Source organism: Paenibacillus sp. FSL K6-3182, assembly GCF_037976325.1.
In the GTDB taxonomy this organism is placed as follows: Bacteria; Bacillota; Bacilli; order Paenibacillales; family Paenibacillaceae; genus Pristimantibacillus.
Map to the genome: position 1 here is coordinate 4,196,549 of NZ_CP150265.1, position 16,620 is coordinate 4,213,168.

15 protein-coding genes and 1 riboswitch are annotated in these 16,620 nt (G+C 41.5%); of the genes, 1 reads left to right on the forward strand and 14 read right to left on the reverse strand.

Translation table 11 applies throughout. The features are described 5' to 3' along the window. The 11 genes from MHH56_RS18465 to MHH56_RS18515 all read right to left on the reverse strand — a co-directional run bounded on the left by MHH56_RS18465 (nt 1) and on the right by MHH56_RS18515 (nt 11,392). Nucleotides 1-957 (reverse strand): carbohydrate kinase family protein, encoded by a 957-nt coding sequence (locus MHH56_RS18465; RefSeq protein WP_339203045.1) that lies wholly within the window; start codon nt 955-957, stop codon nt 1-3. A gap of 57 nt (nt 958-1,014) precedes the next feature. Further along, complete coding sequence (locus MHH56_RS18470; protein WP_339203046.1) at nt 1,015-2,025, reverse strand: LacI family DNA-binding transcriptional regulator; 1,011 nt, start codon at nt 2,023-2,025, stop codon at nt 1,015-1,017. A 130-nt stretch (nt 2,026-2,155) separates the two neighbouring features. Continuing rightward, nucleotides 2,156-3,052, reverse strand: coding sequence for a metallophosphoesterase family protein (locus MHH56_RS18475; RefSeq protein WP_339203047.1), 897 nt, complete (start codon nt 3,050-3,052; stop codon nt 2,156-2,158). Nucleotides 3,053-3,077: 25 nt separating this feature from the next. Then, entirely contained in the window at nt 3,078-3,965 is an 888-nt protein-coding gene (locus MHH56_RS18480; protein WP_339203048.1) for a phosphoesterase, read from the reverse strand. Nucleotides 3,966-3,992: 27 nt separating this feature from the next. Further along, complete coding sequence (locus MHH56_RS18485) at nt 3,993-4,901, reverse strand: carbohydrate ABC transporter permease (RefSeq protein WP_339203049.1); 909 nt, start codon at nt 4,899-4,901, stop codon at nt 3,993-3,995. A 103-nt stretch (nt 4,902-5,004) separates the two neighbouring features. After that, nucleotides 5,005-6,735 carry an extracellular solute-binding protein gene (locus MHH56_RS18490; protein WP_339203051.1) on the reverse strand — a complete coding sequence of 577 codons (1,731 nt, stop codon included), beginning with the start codon at nt 6,733-6,735 and terminating at the stop codon, nt 5,005-5,007. A 119-nt stretch (nt 6,736-6,854) separates the two neighbouring features. Beyond that, nucleotides 6,855-7,802, reverse strand: coding sequence for an ABC transporter permease subunit (locus MHH56_RS18495; RefSeq protein WP_339209658.1), 948 nt, complete (start codon nt 7,800-7,802; stop codon nt 6,855-6,857). A 377-nt stretch (nt 7,803-8,179) separates the two neighbouring features. Next, nucleotides 8,180-8,890: a glycerophosphodiester phosphodiesterase gene (locus MHH56_RS18500; RefSeq protein ID WP_339203053.1), complete on the reverse strand. Its 711-nt coding sequence runs from the start codon at nt 8,888-8,890 to the stop codon at nt 8,180-8,182. Nucleotides 8,891-8,934: 44 nt separating this feature from the next. After that, on the reverse strand, nt 8,935-9,663 hold the full coding sequence (locus MHH56_RS18505; protein ID WP_339203055.1) for an MgtC/SapB family protein: 729 nt from the start codon (nt 9,661-9,663) through the stop codon (nt 8,935-8,937). Nucleotides 9,664-10,014: 351 nt separating this feature from the next. Further along, the gene (locus MHH56_RS18510) at nt 10,015-10,770 is read right to left on the reverse strand and encodes an endonuclease/exonuclease/phosphatase family protein (protein ID WP_339203056.1); all 756 of its coding nucleotides are present in this window, start codon (nt 10,768-10,770) and stop codon (nt 10,015-10,017) included. A gap of 139 nt (nt 10,771-10,909) precedes the next feature. Then, nucleotides 10,910-11,392 (reverse strand): hypothetical protein, encoded by a 483-nt coding sequence (locus tag MHH56_RS18515; protein ID WP_339203058.1) that lies wholly within the window; start codon nt 11,390-11,392, stop codon nt 10,910-10,912. Nucleotides 11,393-11,647: 255 nt separating this feature from the next. Next, nucleotides 11,648-11,750, forward strand: a riboswitch (purine riboswitch). Between the two features lie 111 nt (nt 11,751-11,861). Here MHH56_RS18515 and MHH56_RS18520 point away from each other — a divergent pair. Next, nucleotides 11,862-12,911, forward strand: coding sequence for an aromatic ring-hydroxylating dioxygenase subunit alpha (locus tag MHH56_RS18520; RefSeq protein ID WP_339203059.1), 1,050 nt, complete (start codon nt 11,862-11,864; stop codon nt 12,909-12,911). Between the two features lie 477 nt (nt 12,912-13,388). Here MHH56_RS18520 and MHH56_RS18525 read toward each other — a convergent pair whose 3' ends face one another. The 3 genes from MHH56_RS18525 to MHH56_RS18535 form a co-directional block, all read right to left on the reverse strand. Next, nucleotides 13,389-14,081 carry a M24 family metallopeptidase gene (locus MHH56_RS18525; RefSeq protein ID WP_339203061.1) on the reverse strand — a complete coding sequence of 231 codons (693 nt, stop codon included), beginning with the start codon at nt 14,079-14,081 and terminating at the stop codon, nt 13,389-13,391. A 132-nt stretch (nt 14,082-14,213) separates the two neighbouring features. After that, entirely contained in the window at nt 14,214-15,008 is a 795-nt protein-coding gene (locus MHH56_RS18530; RefSeq protein WP_339203062.1) for an SDR family oxidoreductase, read from the reverse strand. Between the two features lie 242 nt (nt 15,009-15,250). Continuing rightward, on the reverse strand, nt 15,251-16,264 hold the full coding sequence (locus tag MHH56_RS18535; protein WP_339203063.1) for a helix-turn-helix domain-containing protein: 1,014 nt from the start codon (nt 16,262-16,264) through the stop codon (nt 15,251-15,253). Nucleotides 16,265-16,620: the final 356 nt, after the last annotated feature.

Sequence of the window (16,620 nt, forward strand, 5' to 3'; positions counted from 1 at the left end):
TCATAGTGTGGTTTCCAGCGTTTCTTTTGTTTCCCCAATTCGATCTGCAATAAATTTCTCTAGCAGCTGTATGTTTGTCGTCCCTGTATTTCCACCATATTCACTTACAGATAGTGCGCCGCAAGCATTTCCATATATCAAACATTCCTCTGGATTTTTCCCTGCCAAATATCCATAAATATAACCGGCATTAAAAGAATCACCCGCTCCAGTCGTGTCAACAACTCGGACGGAGAAGCTCGAACGATAGGACTGCTGTCCGCCTACCGATGTCACCGCACCCTTCGAACCCAATTTGAGCACGATATGGCTGCTGTGTTTAGAAAGAACTTCAAGGCTTTCCTCTACCGTAGTACAACCGGTATAGTGTATAGCTTCGGTTTCGTTCATGAAAAAAACGTCGATATGCTTCATTAATTCAAAAATGCCAGGATACCATTCCCCAGTGTCATCCCACCCCATATCAATAGAGGTCGTTACGCCTAGTGCTTTAAGTTTTTTTACGGTTTCCAAAAATTCAGCATGATTGCGGCTTCCCTTATAACAAGTCAAATGAACATGACGTCCTAATAAAACACTATTCATGTCAAGCTGCTGCAAGCTTAGCTCGGCGTTTGAACCAGCATACGTAATAAATGAACGATCATTTTCCGGATTAATTGCAATGGAAATGCCTGTATTGCTGCTGCTCTTTTTAATATATCTGGTATCGATTCCATACCGAGAAAATTGATCTTTTATAAGCTGACCAAATCCGTCGTCACCTAGAACCCCGTTAAAGGCAACCTTCAAACCTAGCTTGGCTGTCGCCAAACTAAACAAAGCTGCCCCTCCGCCGACGTGGATGGTCATATTTTGAACAAATACCTCTTGTCCGGGTGCTGGCAGCTCGTTGCAGCCCTCAACAACTAAATCAATATTCGCGTCTCCAATCACGATGACATCGTAATTTTTCAATGGTGCCTCATCTCCATCTATTTCCGATATGCACTGAAGTGCTGTGCTCTCTAATCCTTATGAATCTCTTCTTATACAGCTTTCACGGACAACTAGTTTATGCTCCAAGATGATATCCTCGGTTGACGTTTCCTTATTCGTAATCTGTTTCAACAGCGCTGCCATCGTCACTTTGCCCATGTCTTGAATAGGCTGCTCCATTGAGGTTAACCTCGGACGGGCAAGCTCGGTCAGTTGACTTCCGTCAAAGCCCATAATGGAAATATCCTCTGGAACTCGAAGGTTATGATCCCAAATGCAGTTCATTGCTCCAACAGCCATATCATCACTTACGGCAAATACAGCCGTAGGCGTTTGTTTATTGCGAAGAATATCCTTCATTTGCTCGTATCCACTTTTCACTTTATAATCACCGAACCGAATATTTTCATATATGATTTTAATGGAATGGTCTGACAATGCATTTCGATATCCACTATACCGGTTTTGTCCCGATGTAATATCACGCATGTCGCCGCCGATAAACCCGATTTCCTCATGGCCAAGCTCAATCAAATATTTTGTCGCATCGTAAGCAGCTTTGTAGTCATCAATAATTACAGAAGCGAACTCCTGGTCCATCGGTTTAACACTAGAAAAAATAACGGGAATGTTCATCTTATGAATCAAAGCACGGATTTCCTCATTAATTTTCTCATGCATAATAATGATGCCTTCTACCCGCATTTCCTGAAACACATTGATATACTTTAATTCTTTATCTATATCCTCGATGATATTGCATACCAAAAGGTTATAATCATTAGTGCTAGCCGCTTCTTCGATGCTGCTTAAAATTGTCGAATAGAAGCTTGAGGTAAGGTCTGGCACAATTACCCCAATGAGATTCGTTTTGTTACGTACCAAGCTTCGGGCGATATGGCTCGGAGCGTATCCCAATTGATCGATGGCTTGATTCACCTTTTCCTTGAGATCGTCTTTCACATACCTCTCGCCATTTAGCACTCTGGACACAGTCGTAACTGAAACTCCTGCTACCCGGGCCACATCTTTGATTTTTGGTTGCACATTATTCACCCTTCGTGGAAGTATATTTCGTTCATATATTAGAATTATATAAGATATACTTCGACTTCGACAAACTTTCTCATCATTTATTCTTTAGTATCATTCAGCCTCGAGACTAATCCTCATCAGCTTAGTTCAATTTCGCTATTTCTATCCGTGTATCGAACTCCCGTTTTCCTTCGAATAACGTAATGATTCTTGCTCCACGCTCAAGCTCTCCGTATGTGTTGAACCCCGTGACACGTCCATAACACAATCGGATGCCATGAAGCTCTCCTACGTAATCATTATCATGATCATGTCCGGCAAAAGTCCCCATGACATCACCCTGCTCCAGCATTGCCGTGAATAAACCGCTGTTCAACTTCGGACAGCAGACCTCCTCACCTTTATTCCCAATACTTTTGCCTTCCTGCCAGACTTGCTCATATTCTGGTATTGGAATATGGAAAAAAGCGAGTCCAGGCAATGCGCTGCCATTCTTCTGAGTAAGCTTATTCGATTCGCTGCAGTACCAGTGAACCTGATCTGGATGTATCCATTCATATCCACCAACGGATTCTGGTGCTGAATCTCCGGAATCAAAAAAGTACAGAACAGCCGTATCTTCTTCACTCGCAGAACCCGCAACAGTAAGTGCATAATTCCCAACTCCATGGATGTCCTTAGGACCATCCTCAGATAAGTTATTACTATGTTCCTTTAAAACTTCATTCAATCGTTGACGTGTAATACCTTTCTCTGAGTCGTGATTGCCATAAATGACAGCGAACGGAATGCCAGACTGGACAACATCCGCAATCGCACGGCGAAATGCTGCTTCTTGATCCTCTGTATCATAGCTGGATATGACATCCCCAGTAAGGACGATCAAATCGGGCTTCTGCGACGCAATCAGCTGCTGAATAACAGCTAACGTTTGAACATCCTTTTCAGGTTCAATTCCATTCTTGATATGCATATCAGTAAATTGAATGATCTTAAATGTCCCGTCTGATCGGAATCTTAACTTGTTGTGCTCCACCATAACTCCTCCTCGACCTAAAACCTTCTTAATCTTCAATAAATAATGGCTGAGAAAAAGCAGAATACCCGCCTTCCAAATAAACGGCTATACGGACGTATTTTTCGTCTCCTTTACACTCATATTCAGCTTGCTTGATTCGTCCTGTTGTTTCTTTAAGCACCTGTCCGTCTTTGCCGAAAAACGTGACGTATTTGTACATTTTATCAAGCAAATCATTTGAGCGAAGATCAACAACAACCTTGTTGCCTTCTACTCTGATCGCATCAAACCCATACCCCGTTGATACATAAAAGTTGCCTTCTTTGATCGCATCTATGATAGCATCGTTCGTATTTGCCTTAGCTCTGACCACGTTCCAAGCGCGCTTTTCTTGTCCATATACATGCGAGTCGTCATTTCCGAAACCCCACACTTTACGACCGGCGGATAGAAGAGCATCCCACTTGTCGAACGCGATATCGTACTCCGGATTGCCGTCCCCGTTATAGACTTCAACCCCAAGATAACGTTCCATCTTAAACATATCTTCTAGTTCCCAATAATTCGAGAAATACCGATTCGGATGCACGAGCACTGCAAATCCATCGTTCGTCGTTGTTAGATCCACAAAGCGTTGATAGTTCTCAATCGTAAATGCATTGCTGTAGTTTTCCATAATCATTTGCGGCGGTTTCACGAGCAGCATATGTGTTTGCCGACTGCTGACTTCTATAGCTTCGAAAACATTCGGTATCTCTCTTTTGCCTTCGTGTTTCGTAATTTTATCGTGGTCAGAAATACCGAGAAAATCGTAACCACCGTACATTTTGTAAACCGTTTCGAGCGAAAACCAACCATCGCTGTTCGTCGTGTGGTTATGAAAGCTTCCTTTAAACCAAATCCCCGACTCTACGTATGGATTCACTATTTTCATTTTTCCCCCGTCCTCTCCTAGGCTGATTTACTCTTTGATCGATCCGATCATAATACCCTTGGTAAAATAGCGCTGCACAAATGGATAGATAAGAATAATCGGCGTGACGACGATAATGATCGTTGCCATTTTAAGCGAGTTTCCTGTAACCTGCATTTTTTCGATCAAATCGTATCTAAGTCCGGCAGCCTGATTGAGCGTATCCCGCATCGCTTCCGCACTCATCAGCATTTCTTGTAAAAGCGTGGACAGCGGACGCAAGGACGATTTTCGAATATAAAATGCACCAGTGAACCAATCGTTCCAATGGCCAACGGCGTTAAACAAGCCAATAACCGCTATAACCGGCCGACTGAGCGGCATAATGACGCGCATGAAGATCGAAAAGTCGTTATACCCATCAATTCGCGCCGATTCTTCCAAGCTCGGATGAATTTGTTGGAAAAATGTTCGCATAATGATTATGTTCCATACGCTATATAAGCTTGGAATGACGTAAACCCAAATATTATTCGTCAAATGAATGGACTTAAGCAGCATGTAATAGGGAATAATTCCCCCTCCAAACAACATGGTGAAGAAAATGATCATCATGATGTACTTCCCGCCAGGCAACGTTTTACTCTTTAATGCATAAGCTGCTGCTGCAGTCAGAAAAACACTTGAGATCGTACCTATTACCGTTCGGAACACTGAAATCCCAAAAGCAGTTGTAATATTGGACGTTTCAAACGCCTTTTGGAAGTTTTCCAAGGACCAAATCCTCGGCCAGAAGTAAATGCCGCCTCTTTCCGCGTCTTTACCGGGATTAAAAGCAAGTGCAAAAATATTAAAAAAAGGTAGAATGATCGATAAACACAGCGCGATTAGAAGCAAGTAGTTAATGACTCTGAAAATTCTTTCACCCGTGCTGAGCTTATAAAATTCGTTTCCCACTTTCTCCCTCCTCCGTTGAAGGAAAGGCGTTTTTACCCAGCTGCGGATAAAATCGCCATACCTCTTCCACTAATTTTCTGCTTCTAAATGTTGAAACTAATCTCTAATCGTTCAGGTTTACGTCCGTTTTTGGATCGGCATCTTTTTCTGCGAGAAGCTTCAAATAATCGTCCAATCCTGCTGATTTCAATTGTTTCAAGTTGCTTTCCAACATTTTCTTAGCTTCATCAATACTTTTGCCGTAATAAGCACGGATCAAAGTTTCATTGTAAGCGTCCAAAGCCGCTTTAAGTTCTGAAGATCTGTCGAATTCACCGAGGAACGCGGTAGGTACGTAGCTGTCAACGATCTTCGCATTTTTGTACTTTTCCTCAAAGTTCCAATATTCGATTAGTTTTAGAGCACCGTTATTGTCTTCTTTTTTCAATTTGTCGCCATATTGCATTTCCCCGAAATCAGCCAAGTTATCGGTGTCCGTGCCGCCTAGAATATCGCCCCATGAGTTGCCGACGCCTTGGAAGCCGAGCTTTTTCGCTTCGTTCGGATCTGTTGCTTTCAGATCCAACACTTCTTGTTTCACAAGTGGAAAACCGTCTGCGCCGAGCGTATAATCGCGCCCCTCCAAACCGTATTTCCAAATAAGTTTTCCTTCCTTACTAGCTAAGTAGTCCGCAAATTTAACGATATCTTGCGGGTTTTTCGTAGTAGTCGGGATCGCCCAAGCGCTGTAGCCGGACTTAAAGCTAACCTGCATTTGGTAAGGACCGTCAACGTTGTTAATAGGTCCGAGCGGTAGGTAATGCATATCTTGGTTGAACTCTTGATAGTTGTGGGCATCACCGATAATCGCCCATGAGCCATTCAAAGCGCCCTCTGTTGCGCGGCTTTCGTCAATCGTAAAGTACTCGGGATGAATAAGTTTTTCTTTAAGCAGCTTTTGGAAATACTCTACTTTTTTCATCGGATATTCGGTTTCTGCTTCATGAAGGATTTGACCGTCTTTCGATTTTTTGATGCGTTGGTCGTCTTCACCCCACTGCAGATCCTTGAAAGCAGCTGAAACATCTTTACCACCCCAGAAAGATGGACCGATTGGAATCACTGGACTGCCATTGTTGTCTTTGAAGTTACCGGCTTTAATTTTCTTAGCTAGCTCATACACTTCATCCGACGTCTTGATTGTGCGTGGGTCGATTCCTAGTGAGTCAGCAATATCTTTACGGATATAAGCGCCGCCTACGTATTTGTTAGATAGATAACCGCCTTGTCGATTGATATTCATATGAACGAAGTAAGAAGAGCCGTTAAACTCAGGACGGAACATAACGCCGTATTTCGTATCAAGCGGCAAATAGTCATCTTGCAAATATTTGCTGTACACTTTCGTATCTTTCATAAGCGGAGTCAAATCAGTGAACATACCTTCACGTGCCGCTTTCAAGACAACGGGCATTTCCGGTCTACCACTGTTATTGAGGTAGAAAGCAACGAAATCCGGCAAGTCGTTTGCAGCGATGCCTGCAATCAAGCCATCGATGGATTTTTCGGCTTTCATGATTTCAATTTCAAAGTCGATCCCCGTTTGCTCCTTTATCTTCGCTTTAATTTCCGGGTTCATATCTTCTGTGTAATCGTCGGTCCCCATGAATACAAGACCTTTGATTTTACGATCAGCAATCCATGTAGCCGGTTTCCCTTCCGTTGTAGGTGAAACCCCATCTGTGCCACCAGGAGCAGGCGTTTCAGTATTGTTCTTGTTGCCATTCGAGCAGCCGGCGATCAGCATCGCTGTCACCAAAGGTATTGCGAAATACTTTGCCCATTTCTTACTCATGCGATTGTTCCCCTTTTCTAAAATGATTTTATGAAACACGCCAGAAGACGTCTCCCACCAAGTGGATGGTCATGCAAACCTTTTCGCATAGCAACTATGGTAACGTTATCAGAATAAAGCTACCATAAGGATGTTTCAGAAACCTTTCGGGAAACACGGTTCGCGAATACAACCAAGATCAATCCAATTAATCCTTGCAGCATGCCAACGGCTGTCGCGTATCCGTACTGCCCGCCTTGCAAGCCAACTCGGATAATGTAAGTATCCAAAATATCAGAGAGCGGTGCATTACCCGGTGTTTTGAGCAAATAAATCTGGTCGAACCCGGCGGATAATATACTGCCCAGAGACAATATAAAGAGGATTACAATTGTCGGTGTGATGGACGGCAGCGTAATATTCCAAACCTCTCGGAATTTGCTTGCCCCATCAATTTTAGCCGCTTCGTACATTTCGGGATTAATTCCTGAGATCGCTGCGACATAGATGATCGAATCCCAACCAATAGACTTCCATACATGGCTTCCGAACATAATCTGGTAGAAGTAGTCCGAGTCCATCATAAAGAATGTACTTCCGTCGCCGCCCATATTCGTTATTACCTGATTCAATAAGCCAGTATCAGGAGCGAGTATACGTTGGACTAAACCGATGACGACAACCCACGAGAGGAAATGCGGCAAATACAGTAAGCTCTGAGAAACATTTTTGAACCATTTTGAGCGAACTTCATTAAACATGAGTGCAAGAATAATCGGAAACGGCAAGTATAGAAACAATTTCATACAACTTATGATGAGTGTGTTTTTAATCAACTCTCCGCTTTGATAGGAATTAAAAAATTGCTTGAAATAATCCAGGCCAACCCATGGGCTTCCTAAGATGCCCTCATTGAACTTGTATTCCTTGAAGGCTAACAACAAGCCAGCCATCGGAATATAGTTGAAAATGATGAAGAAGACAACACATGGCAACAACATGAAATATAAATATTTGTGAGCCAACATTTTTTTCCATAAAACGATACCACTTTTTTTTCGCTTCATGGGTACGGTCATTTGCTTCATAAGTTGAAAGTCACCTTCTTTCTGATTACTGTCTGGAAGCGATACCATATAAAACTTCAATTACATAAATTTTAAACAATCACCCTCTTATCCGAATCATAATTTTGCATCCTAAGCCGATTGTATTAACAAAAACTTGTTTCTTAAACCATTATTTGTTATCTATAGGTAAATATTTTGTTAAGATTCATTCACTCATTGGTAGCAAGAGCTGCAACAAAATTCACCTTCTTCCATGTTGGCTATGAGCGTCTTAATCTGAAACTGCTTTTTCTGGAAGCGATACCATGATGAATAAAATAAAGTGCGCTTCTTGAAGTAAGCGCTTTCTATGAACGGATTATACCAAACTTTTTTTCAATTGGCTACAGTTAATTTCATTCTTTTTTAAGTGCGATTAGATCCATGGGTTCACGTGTAGTAATGGCGTCAACTTGCATCCTCAAAAACCATTCCATTGCTGACCGAAAGTTCACTGTATAAACCCATACCTTCAAACCTAAAGCGTGCGCTCGAATTACGATAGGCGGAAGGCAAGTAAAACCATTCATATTGAGCCCTGCGTATCCACCTTGCTTAGCATCCCTGCATACGGCCTCTGCAAAGTCGCCATATCGCTCCATTTGTTCCAAAGTCAAATCGTCCGGCGTATTCAGCATGACTTGAATATCCGGATATCTTACCGTAATGTTATCGGAACATCCCGTAATGAAAACCTGTTTTTGCGCTTCAAACTTGTGAATAAGTCTAATCACCGGATCAATAGCATCTACCGTCTTTATATCCAAATTCAATTTGATACCTAGCGATGCCGAAAGCTGAAGCACTTGTTCCAATGTCGCAATTTCATGATTTCTGTAAATCGGATCGAGCAGCGGCCGTATATCCGGATTATTCAACTGTTCGAAGGTGTGTGAGTGAAGATAAGGTGAATCATCATGCAGAAGGATAGCAATACCATCTTGAGTTATGCGCACATCGACTTCTACGATATCTGCGCCGATATTAACGCCTTCTCTAAATGATGCCATTGTATTATCTGGATAAACACCACATCCCGTATGGGCTGCTATCATCGTGTTATGCATGCCATGTCTCCTTTTTCTAAAATTAAAATGATTCCGCTTTCAATTTAAGCTGAGACGCCTTCCGTTTCCAAGCTTAGTACCCCATCCATATGAGCTAACGCTGCGATAGATACCTCATAGTTTTTTATTTTCTTTAATTTCAACTGAATGCGAATCGTTAAATGCCGATCACTTAGCCGCTCTTCCTCATCGTCGTTGTTTATCGTGAGCTTGCTGATTTGCAGTCCACTTTGATTCAAGTGCATCAAAACAAGATTAAGACCAGCCGATGTTTTATCCATTTTTATTAACAACTCGCGTACTTTTTTCGTTCGGGAGAAAAGTTTCTCAACCTTGTTCAATAAAAACAAACTTACCACCACCAAAAAGGTCGCTATGACAGCGCCGTAGTAAAATCCTGCACCCGCAGAAAGTCCAATTGCTGCCGATACCCACAATGAGGCTGCCGTAGTCAATCCGGAAACACCAAACCCATTTCGCATAATGGTACCCGCGCCGAGAAAGCCGACGCCACTGATTACTTGTGCTGCCAACCGAGCTGGATCTAAACGAACATTCGGTTCTGCGGCGAAATCAGAAAATCCGTACATGGATAACAATACAATGACAGCCGAACCAAGACAAACCAAAATGTGCGTCCGGAAACCCGCGGAATGTCCGCCAAGCTCACGTTCTAGACCAATCAAACCGCCAAGTACTAAAGCCAATAATAGTCTTAGCGTCATCTCAAACAAACTAATTTGCCAAACAGTCGGATCATATTGGAGATCCATCGTGTTCCACTTCACCTCCTATGCGCTGGTATCGATATTAGTTTTGAATAACCACTCATCATTTAAGTAACTGGATAAATGGTATTATTTACACTACAAGATTTCCATCTTTTTCTCAACAGATTTTTCTCAAGCTTACCGAGGCGTTTAATAAGTACCCTAAAATAACTTAATGACGAATCATCAATCTACTACTTGTTTTTTTTCATATCTCTAACTGTCAGCAAATGTAACACCACCCTTCAAATTGGGCCAGTCTTCTATTACAACTGATGATTTCCTAGCGAGCCATATAAAAAAAGAATGGATTTGGGCTGTTTCCCGTCCATCCACTCTTTTATTGTTCGTATACTATACCTGCAGAGTAGCAGTAATTGGATAATGATCTGATGGGTATTTGCCATCGTACTTGCCCTTGTCGACATTCGCTGACACGATACGAATATTCGGCGTAACGAATATATAATCGATCGGTTCACCTTCTTCGCCGCCCTCAAAACCATGATAAGTGCAGCCTGGATGTACATCAGGATAGGTGTATGTATGACGCAGCCCTGCTTGGATCAGAGTTTGAATCGTTTTGGTTTCCGGTTCACAATTGAAATCACCTGTTAGAATCGCCGATGCTCCACTGGTAATATTCATCTTATCCAAGATGAGCATAGCTCCTTTTATCCTTGCTTCCTCGCTTATGTGGTCCAGATGTGTATTCAGAATCAGATATTCCTGCCCATCGATTTGCTTCAGCCTCACCCAAGTGCAAATGCGCGGACAAGCGGTGTTCCAGCTTTGAAAGCCAAGCTGCTCTGGCCGTTCAGACAATCCGAATGTACCGCTTTCGACTGGCTTCAGCCTATCTTTCTGGAAGAAAATCGCGCAAAACTCACCCTCTTCGCCGCCGAGCCTGCCCTCCCCGATCCATTCATATTCGGGAAGCAGCGCATTCAAGCTCTCCAGCATGGGCAAGCTTCCTTCTTGCGTGCATACAACGGCAGCACCAGACGCTTTAATCGCTTCTGCAGCCGCTTCGACACGGTTAGGCCAAGCATTTTCCCCATCCTCCGCAACATGGATACGAAGATTAAATGACATAATTGATATTTCCATAATGATCCCTCCTATCATGAATGTAAGATAAGCATATGGCGAGTTGACGGGATAATCAACCCATAGACAATGTAGCATCATGTCCATAATAAACTCATTTCCCAAAAGCAATGCGCAATAAAGCTTTAATGACGTCGCTTTACAGGTTTATCTTTTTACTAATATAGAGCCATTTATTATAGTCTTTCTTTATTTGTTCTTGTGTTTTCCCAAGTATACTGCTTCTATTGTAGGGTCTATTTAATTCTAATATTTTTAGTGCGTCATTCAATGAATAGTCATTACTATAATGTGGACCACTTATAATGGGATAAATTTTCGAGAGTAATTCGTCAGCATATTGCCTTAATATTTCCGCTGCTGAACCATACCTATTTTCTTGAATGCCTGATTCCATCATTAAATGCCATAGCTGTTCAAAGTCGCATTCAGGCAATCTAACAAACCCCGTCTCATTTCCCCAACCGAAATCATATAGATCTCGTTGAACCCATAAACAATTATCCTTTGGACAAATATAGAAGCCGTTTTCAGCACTCCTTTTTAATCCAAACTCTTCAGGTGTTGATTTATCGAATCTAAAACTCATCAAAAAATATCGCTGTAGAGGGTCTACTTTCACTATGTTTTTCCTCCGTTTAACAGCATTTTTTTAAACAAATCGTGCTTTCTTTCAGCTTAATCTTATTCTCAATCCAATTAATAATATATTGCTATTAAAGGACTAGGAATGCAAGATAGCTATTGAAATAAATATGCTGGCGGCTTTTTTAGGCTGTACATAAGCTGGAATGGCTCAGCTTAGAATAACTCCTTAAAAAACAGAATTGACAAAAAACTTCTTCCGGAATAGAATAAACACATAGTTAATGTTAAGTAATCTAACACAAACTTCTCTTGTATAAGCTCATAAATTGGTGTGAGCGTCTCGACCAGGCAACCGTAAATTGCCCCAGGCTACAAGAGGCCGTTAGTGAAGATACTCTAATTTTTTCATTTCAGAAAAATTAGATCTATTTCACTACGCGCCTCTTAAGCCTGGGGTTTTATTGCGTTCAGCCTAATCATTCATTCTAAAGGAGCGATTGTGTATGAATAAGCCAAACTCGCATGTTGAATCCGCATTGCAATACCCTCGTGATTGTACATTTACTTTAAATGATTGGAATGTACTTTCTCAGTTCTGGTATCCTGTGGCCATAGCTGAAGAAGTAACAGATAAACCAGTTGCTGTGAAGCTGCTTGATGTAAAGCTCGTTTGTTACCGCAGCAGCCACGGCAAAGTCGTGATTGCTCGTGATCTCTGCTTTCACCGTGGAGCACCTCTGAGCAAGGGTTGGATTGAAAACGATGAAATCGTCTGTCCTTACCATGGATTTCGATATAACTGCGAAGGGGTGTGCACTGCTGTTCCAGCCCATTCTGACTCCAAAATATCGCCTAAACTAAAATTAATCATGTATCCGGTTATTGAGAGGTATGGGCTGATCTGGACATCTTTAGCCGCTGTAGACGAACAAATTCCTCCGTTCTCTGAGTGGGACGAACCGGATTTTATTAATATATTACCTCCAAGCTTTGATATTGCCGGTTCGGCAGGACGCCAAATGGAAGGATTTTTAGATGTTTCTCATTTTGCATACGTGCATACGGAGACGTTCGGAGACCGCAATAACACAGAAGTTCCACAATACAAAGTAACGCGCGACGGGAATCAGCTTCAGGCGGACTATTGGAGCACCGTCAGCAATTACGGTAAAGGTCAGGAAAACCCCGCTCCTGACGGATTCATGTGGCTTCGCGCGTTTCGTGTATTTGCACCTTTCGCGGCCTCACTAACTGTACATTTCCCAAATGACGGCAAGCTCATGATTTTGAACTGCGCATCTCCAGTCTCAGCACGTTACACTCGTTTATTTTGTCCAATCTCACGGAATTTTGATAAAGAGCTTCCGATTGAAGATACGATTAAATTTAATTTGCAAGTTTTTCAGGAAGATCGAGAAATGGTTGAATCCCAAACACCAGAAGATCTACCCCTCGATTTGATGGCCGAAGCCCATATTCCAGCTGATCGTACTTCAATTGCCTATAGACAGTTGCTTACACAGCTTGGCCTTGGAAGAACCTACACATCTTAAGATTTATGATTATAGCTGATTTTTAAACAAATCCTTGAAAAGTAAGATCACCAAGTTACCAACAAAGGGGCTGTCTCATAAGCATCGATCGTTGTACGATTGTGATGTGCGTGAACCGATAATGGAGAGTAAATAAGTGCAAAAGTGCACCTGTTTTTAACAAACAAAATTGAAATGATGCAAATAGGTGTACAAATACCTCTAATTGAGCAGATTTGAAGAAGATTTGGTTAAATAAGTGCATTTCTGCGCCTAGATGAAGCTGCTGCAGGCGCTGCCGCTAAAGTCTTCGCATGACAGGGGAACATCTCCGTTTTCAAATGAAAGGACCTCAAATTCCACTGTATAGTGGAGCTTGAGGTCCTTTTTCTCGAAGAAAATAAGTTCTAAGCAGTGCTCAAAAAATCGCAAAATGACTTTTGAGACAGCCCCTTTTGTAGTTACTCTGTAGTTCAACTATATTTTCCATACCTGCAGTTAATCAACGGTTAATAATTGCTCGATAAAACCGCCAATTTCCAGCTTTCTGTCCACAAAATGAATTTCCAAAATCCAATCGCGAGGCTTACCATTCGAATCCGGATCTCTCATTGGAATATGATTACCTTGATGAATATAGTTTTCAACGGATTCTCCCTGTATTACTTCATGAGGGAATTCACCTATAAGGTGACCTGCATGCGGACCTCCAAACTCCCATCCGTATTTTAAAGCTAGATGACTCACATAGGTATAAAGTTCACTACCTGTAATCGCAGATTGAGACTGAAAATAGGCCTTCCCTTCATCCCAGGCCTCAACAATATCATTTTTCAGTTTTATTTTTGCAGGATCATCTCCTAGGATGAAAGTTCTTCCGAAATCAGCTTCCCAATCTTCAAAAATTGGGCCGAAATCCAGAAATATAATATCATCTTTGGAAACAATCAGATCAGGCGGGTTTTCTCTATATGGGAACAACGTGTTTTTGCCAGCTCGCACGATTCGTTTATGCCAATATTTCTTAATACCAAACATCTGGAATGCCAATTGATAGATTTCACGATTTATTTGCTTTTCAGTCACATCAGGACGAATAATTCCTTGATCTTCGATCGCCTTGAATAGTTGTTCCGCCTTGCTTTCAGCCTCTCTTAGCGACGCATGCCGTATACTAATAGATAGATCCATTTCTCATTCTCCTCTCTATTCTATAAACCTCCTGAAGAAAGAGTACTTACCATATCTTCTCAAAATAATTCTAGCGTTTTATTGCATCAATTCCAAATGAAATTAGAATCAAGCATTCAAATCGTAAACAACTTAAAAAATAGTCGGTACCATTCCCCCATCCATACGAATTGGAGAACCTTTAAATGCGGATGCATAAGGACTGCATACAAATGCAGCTAATCTACCTATTTCAATAGGCTTGATAAATCGCTGTATTTCAGATTGAGGCAGGTTTGTAGTCATAAAATTTTTCTCTTTTTCTGAAAAACTCATATCTTCATTTGAGTATATGCCCTCAATGATTTGATGCACATTTTCAGAGAGAGTTGGTCCTGGCAGGATCGTATTGACTGTAACTTCTGTTCCAACTGTTAATTTGGATAAGCTTTTGGACAATGATAATAGCATTGATTTTGTCATACAATACTGAGGCATTTGTCCTGAAGGCATTATTGCTTCTTCACTCGCAATAAAGATAATGCGGCCATAATCATTTTTCAACATTTTAGGTAAATAATATTTAGATAATCCATTTGCCGCAAGTACGTTCGTGCGGAAGTATTTTTCCCATATCTCATCGTCAACATCTTCATATTTCATCATTTCATAGATGCCCATACTATTTACTAATATATCAATATTGGGGTATTTTTCGAATAAAGCTTCTCTTTGTGAAATATCCACAATATCGGCTGTAGCATTTTGAGGTGAGGTAGCCGGGAAATCTGATTTGATTTCATTTACAGTTCGTTCCACCTCTTCGTAATTTCGACCATTAATGAGTACATGGACACCTTCTTTAGCAAGTTCAATAGCAATTGCTTTACCTATACCCTTCGTTGATCCTGTAACTAAAGCTGTTTTATTTTTTAATCCCATATCCATATTAAATTTCTCCCTTTTCATTTACTTATTCATTCACGACAAGCTGATTAATAGTCATGATTAAAACAGTCTTGTAATGAGGATAGTGATAATATTACCTTGTCTGAATGGGTTAGTAACTAGCATATCGCGCCAATGTACTCGTTTAACACGCCAAATAAAAAAACGCAATAAACACTAGCTCTCTATAAATTTATATGGTTGGGAATTCTATATAATCGGCAATTCTAGCCGTCCTTCGGCTAATGGGTTTGTACCAAATATTCCGTACGCCAATTTGTAGGAGTCTCACCTTCCCAAAGACGGAAGGCGCGGTAGAATGAATTTTGGTCTTCATATCCAATTAAAAAAGCGATTTCCTTAATATCAAGCGAGGGATTTGCCAAGTACTCTAGTGCCTGCTCATGTCTAGCTTTTGTTAAAACATGCTTGAAACTCGTATTTTCGTCGGTAAGCCGGCGTTGCAAGGTACGATCGCTCATACCGAGTTCCTTCGCGACAACCTGAATATCGGGGCGCCCACCTGTAAGGCTGCGTTTTAGAATCCATTTGACCATTTCAGTTATAGAGCGGCTGCTTTGCTGTTCATTGAGCGATCGGTCTAAAACAGGAGTCAGAATCTCCAGTAACTCTTCGTTGTACGTGACAAAAGGACGATCCAGATCGCTTCGATGCAGCGTCAAACGGTTATAGTTTGCATCCATTCTGATTGGGCAGCCAAAATAAGCTTCAAGAGCTTGTACATCGCCCATTGATTGTGAAAATTCGACAACACGCGCTGTCAAGGGTTGACCTGTTCCCCGACGCCCTAGCTCCAATAGAAATGCCAATGTGATACCCACCAGTAGCGGCGGACCTGCTTGCTCCGTATGCAGCCATTCCAGTTCGATTGTACAATACTCTCCTTCCTCAATAATACGCAGGCTTTCGGGTGGGCACATTTGTTTGTACCGAGACATTCGGTTTAAAGCGTCACGATAGTCACGAGCATAGTAAGTAGCTAAGACAGTCGGTGGATATTGCGCTGTTTCATATATGGTCGCAAGCTTGATAATTCCTTCCGCAGTGTCGCCAATGAGATCGGAATAAGCCTGCCAGATCGCGAAATAATGAGCGGTGGTAACTACTGATTCAGTAATAATGGTGAGCGGCAATCCTGCTTTACGAGCTACGTCATGAGGGGCAATTCCTAATTGACGTAATCCTATCCAAAATCCTGCCGGGATTTTAATACGGTCAGCGGTATGAGACTTCAACCATAAGGACCTCCTCTATCTATTTATATATATTCATTAATATTGGTTGTGATTTGATGCCTGCCTTTTGCCAAATACAGCGAATCTTAGGTACTCATAAGAATAGTCTTAAGTTCGGTATGGTGTCAAAATTAACGTAATAAGCTGCACTAAATTGCCCATTAGTTTAACAAGAAAACAGCCATAATAACCAGAAGCCATCTTAATGAGTTGGTTAGTCAATTTATCTTAAACCTAGATATTTCCATAATCATGTTTCACTTATCTATTCTCATCTCAATCCAACAAACAAGCAATGTTAACTTAATTTAACATAATCGGACGAGGACAAATTTATAAACCATTCACTTCTTTGA

Coding starts and splice junctions, on each gene's coding strand:
- MHH56_RS18475 (WP_339203047.1), bottom strand. CDS start 3,052: ATGGTGGAGCACAACAAGTTAAGATTCCGATCAGACGGGACATTTAAG.
- MHH56_RS18480 (WP_339203048.1), bottom strand. CDS start 3,965: ATGAAAATAGTGAATCCATACGTAGAGTCGGGGATTTGGTTTAAAGGA.
- MHH56_RS18490 (WP_339203051.1), bottom strand. CDS start 6,735: ATGAGTAAGAAATGGGCAAAGTATTTCGCAATACCTTTGGTGACAGCG.
- MHH56_RS18495 (WP_339209658.1), bottom strand. CDS start 7,802: ATGAAGCAAATGACCGTACCCATGAAGCGAAAAAAAAGTGGTATCGTT.
- MHH56_RS18500 (WP_339203053.1), bottom strand. CDS start 8,890: ATGCATAACACGATGATAGCAGCCCATACGGGATGTGGTGTTTATCCA.
- MHH56_RS18505 (WP_339203055.1), bottom strand. CDS start 9,663: ATGGATCTCCAATATGATCCGACTGTTTGGCAAATTAGTTTGTTTGAG.
- MHH56_RS18510 (WP_339203056.1), bottom strand. CDS start 10,770: ATGGAAATATCAATTATGTCATTTAATCTTCGTATCCATGTTGCGGAG.
- MHH56_RS18520 (WP_339203059.1), top strand. CDS start 11,862: ATGAATAAGCCAAACTCGCATGTTGAATCCGCATTGCAATACCCTCGT.
- MHH56_RS18525 (WP_339203061.1), bottom strand. CDS start 14,081: ATGGATCTATCTATTAGTATACGGCATGCGTCGCTAAGAGAGGCTGAA.
- MHH56_RS18530 (WP_339203062.1), bottom strand. CDS start 15,008: ATGGATATGGGATTAAAAAATAAAACAGCTTTAGTTACAGGATCAACG.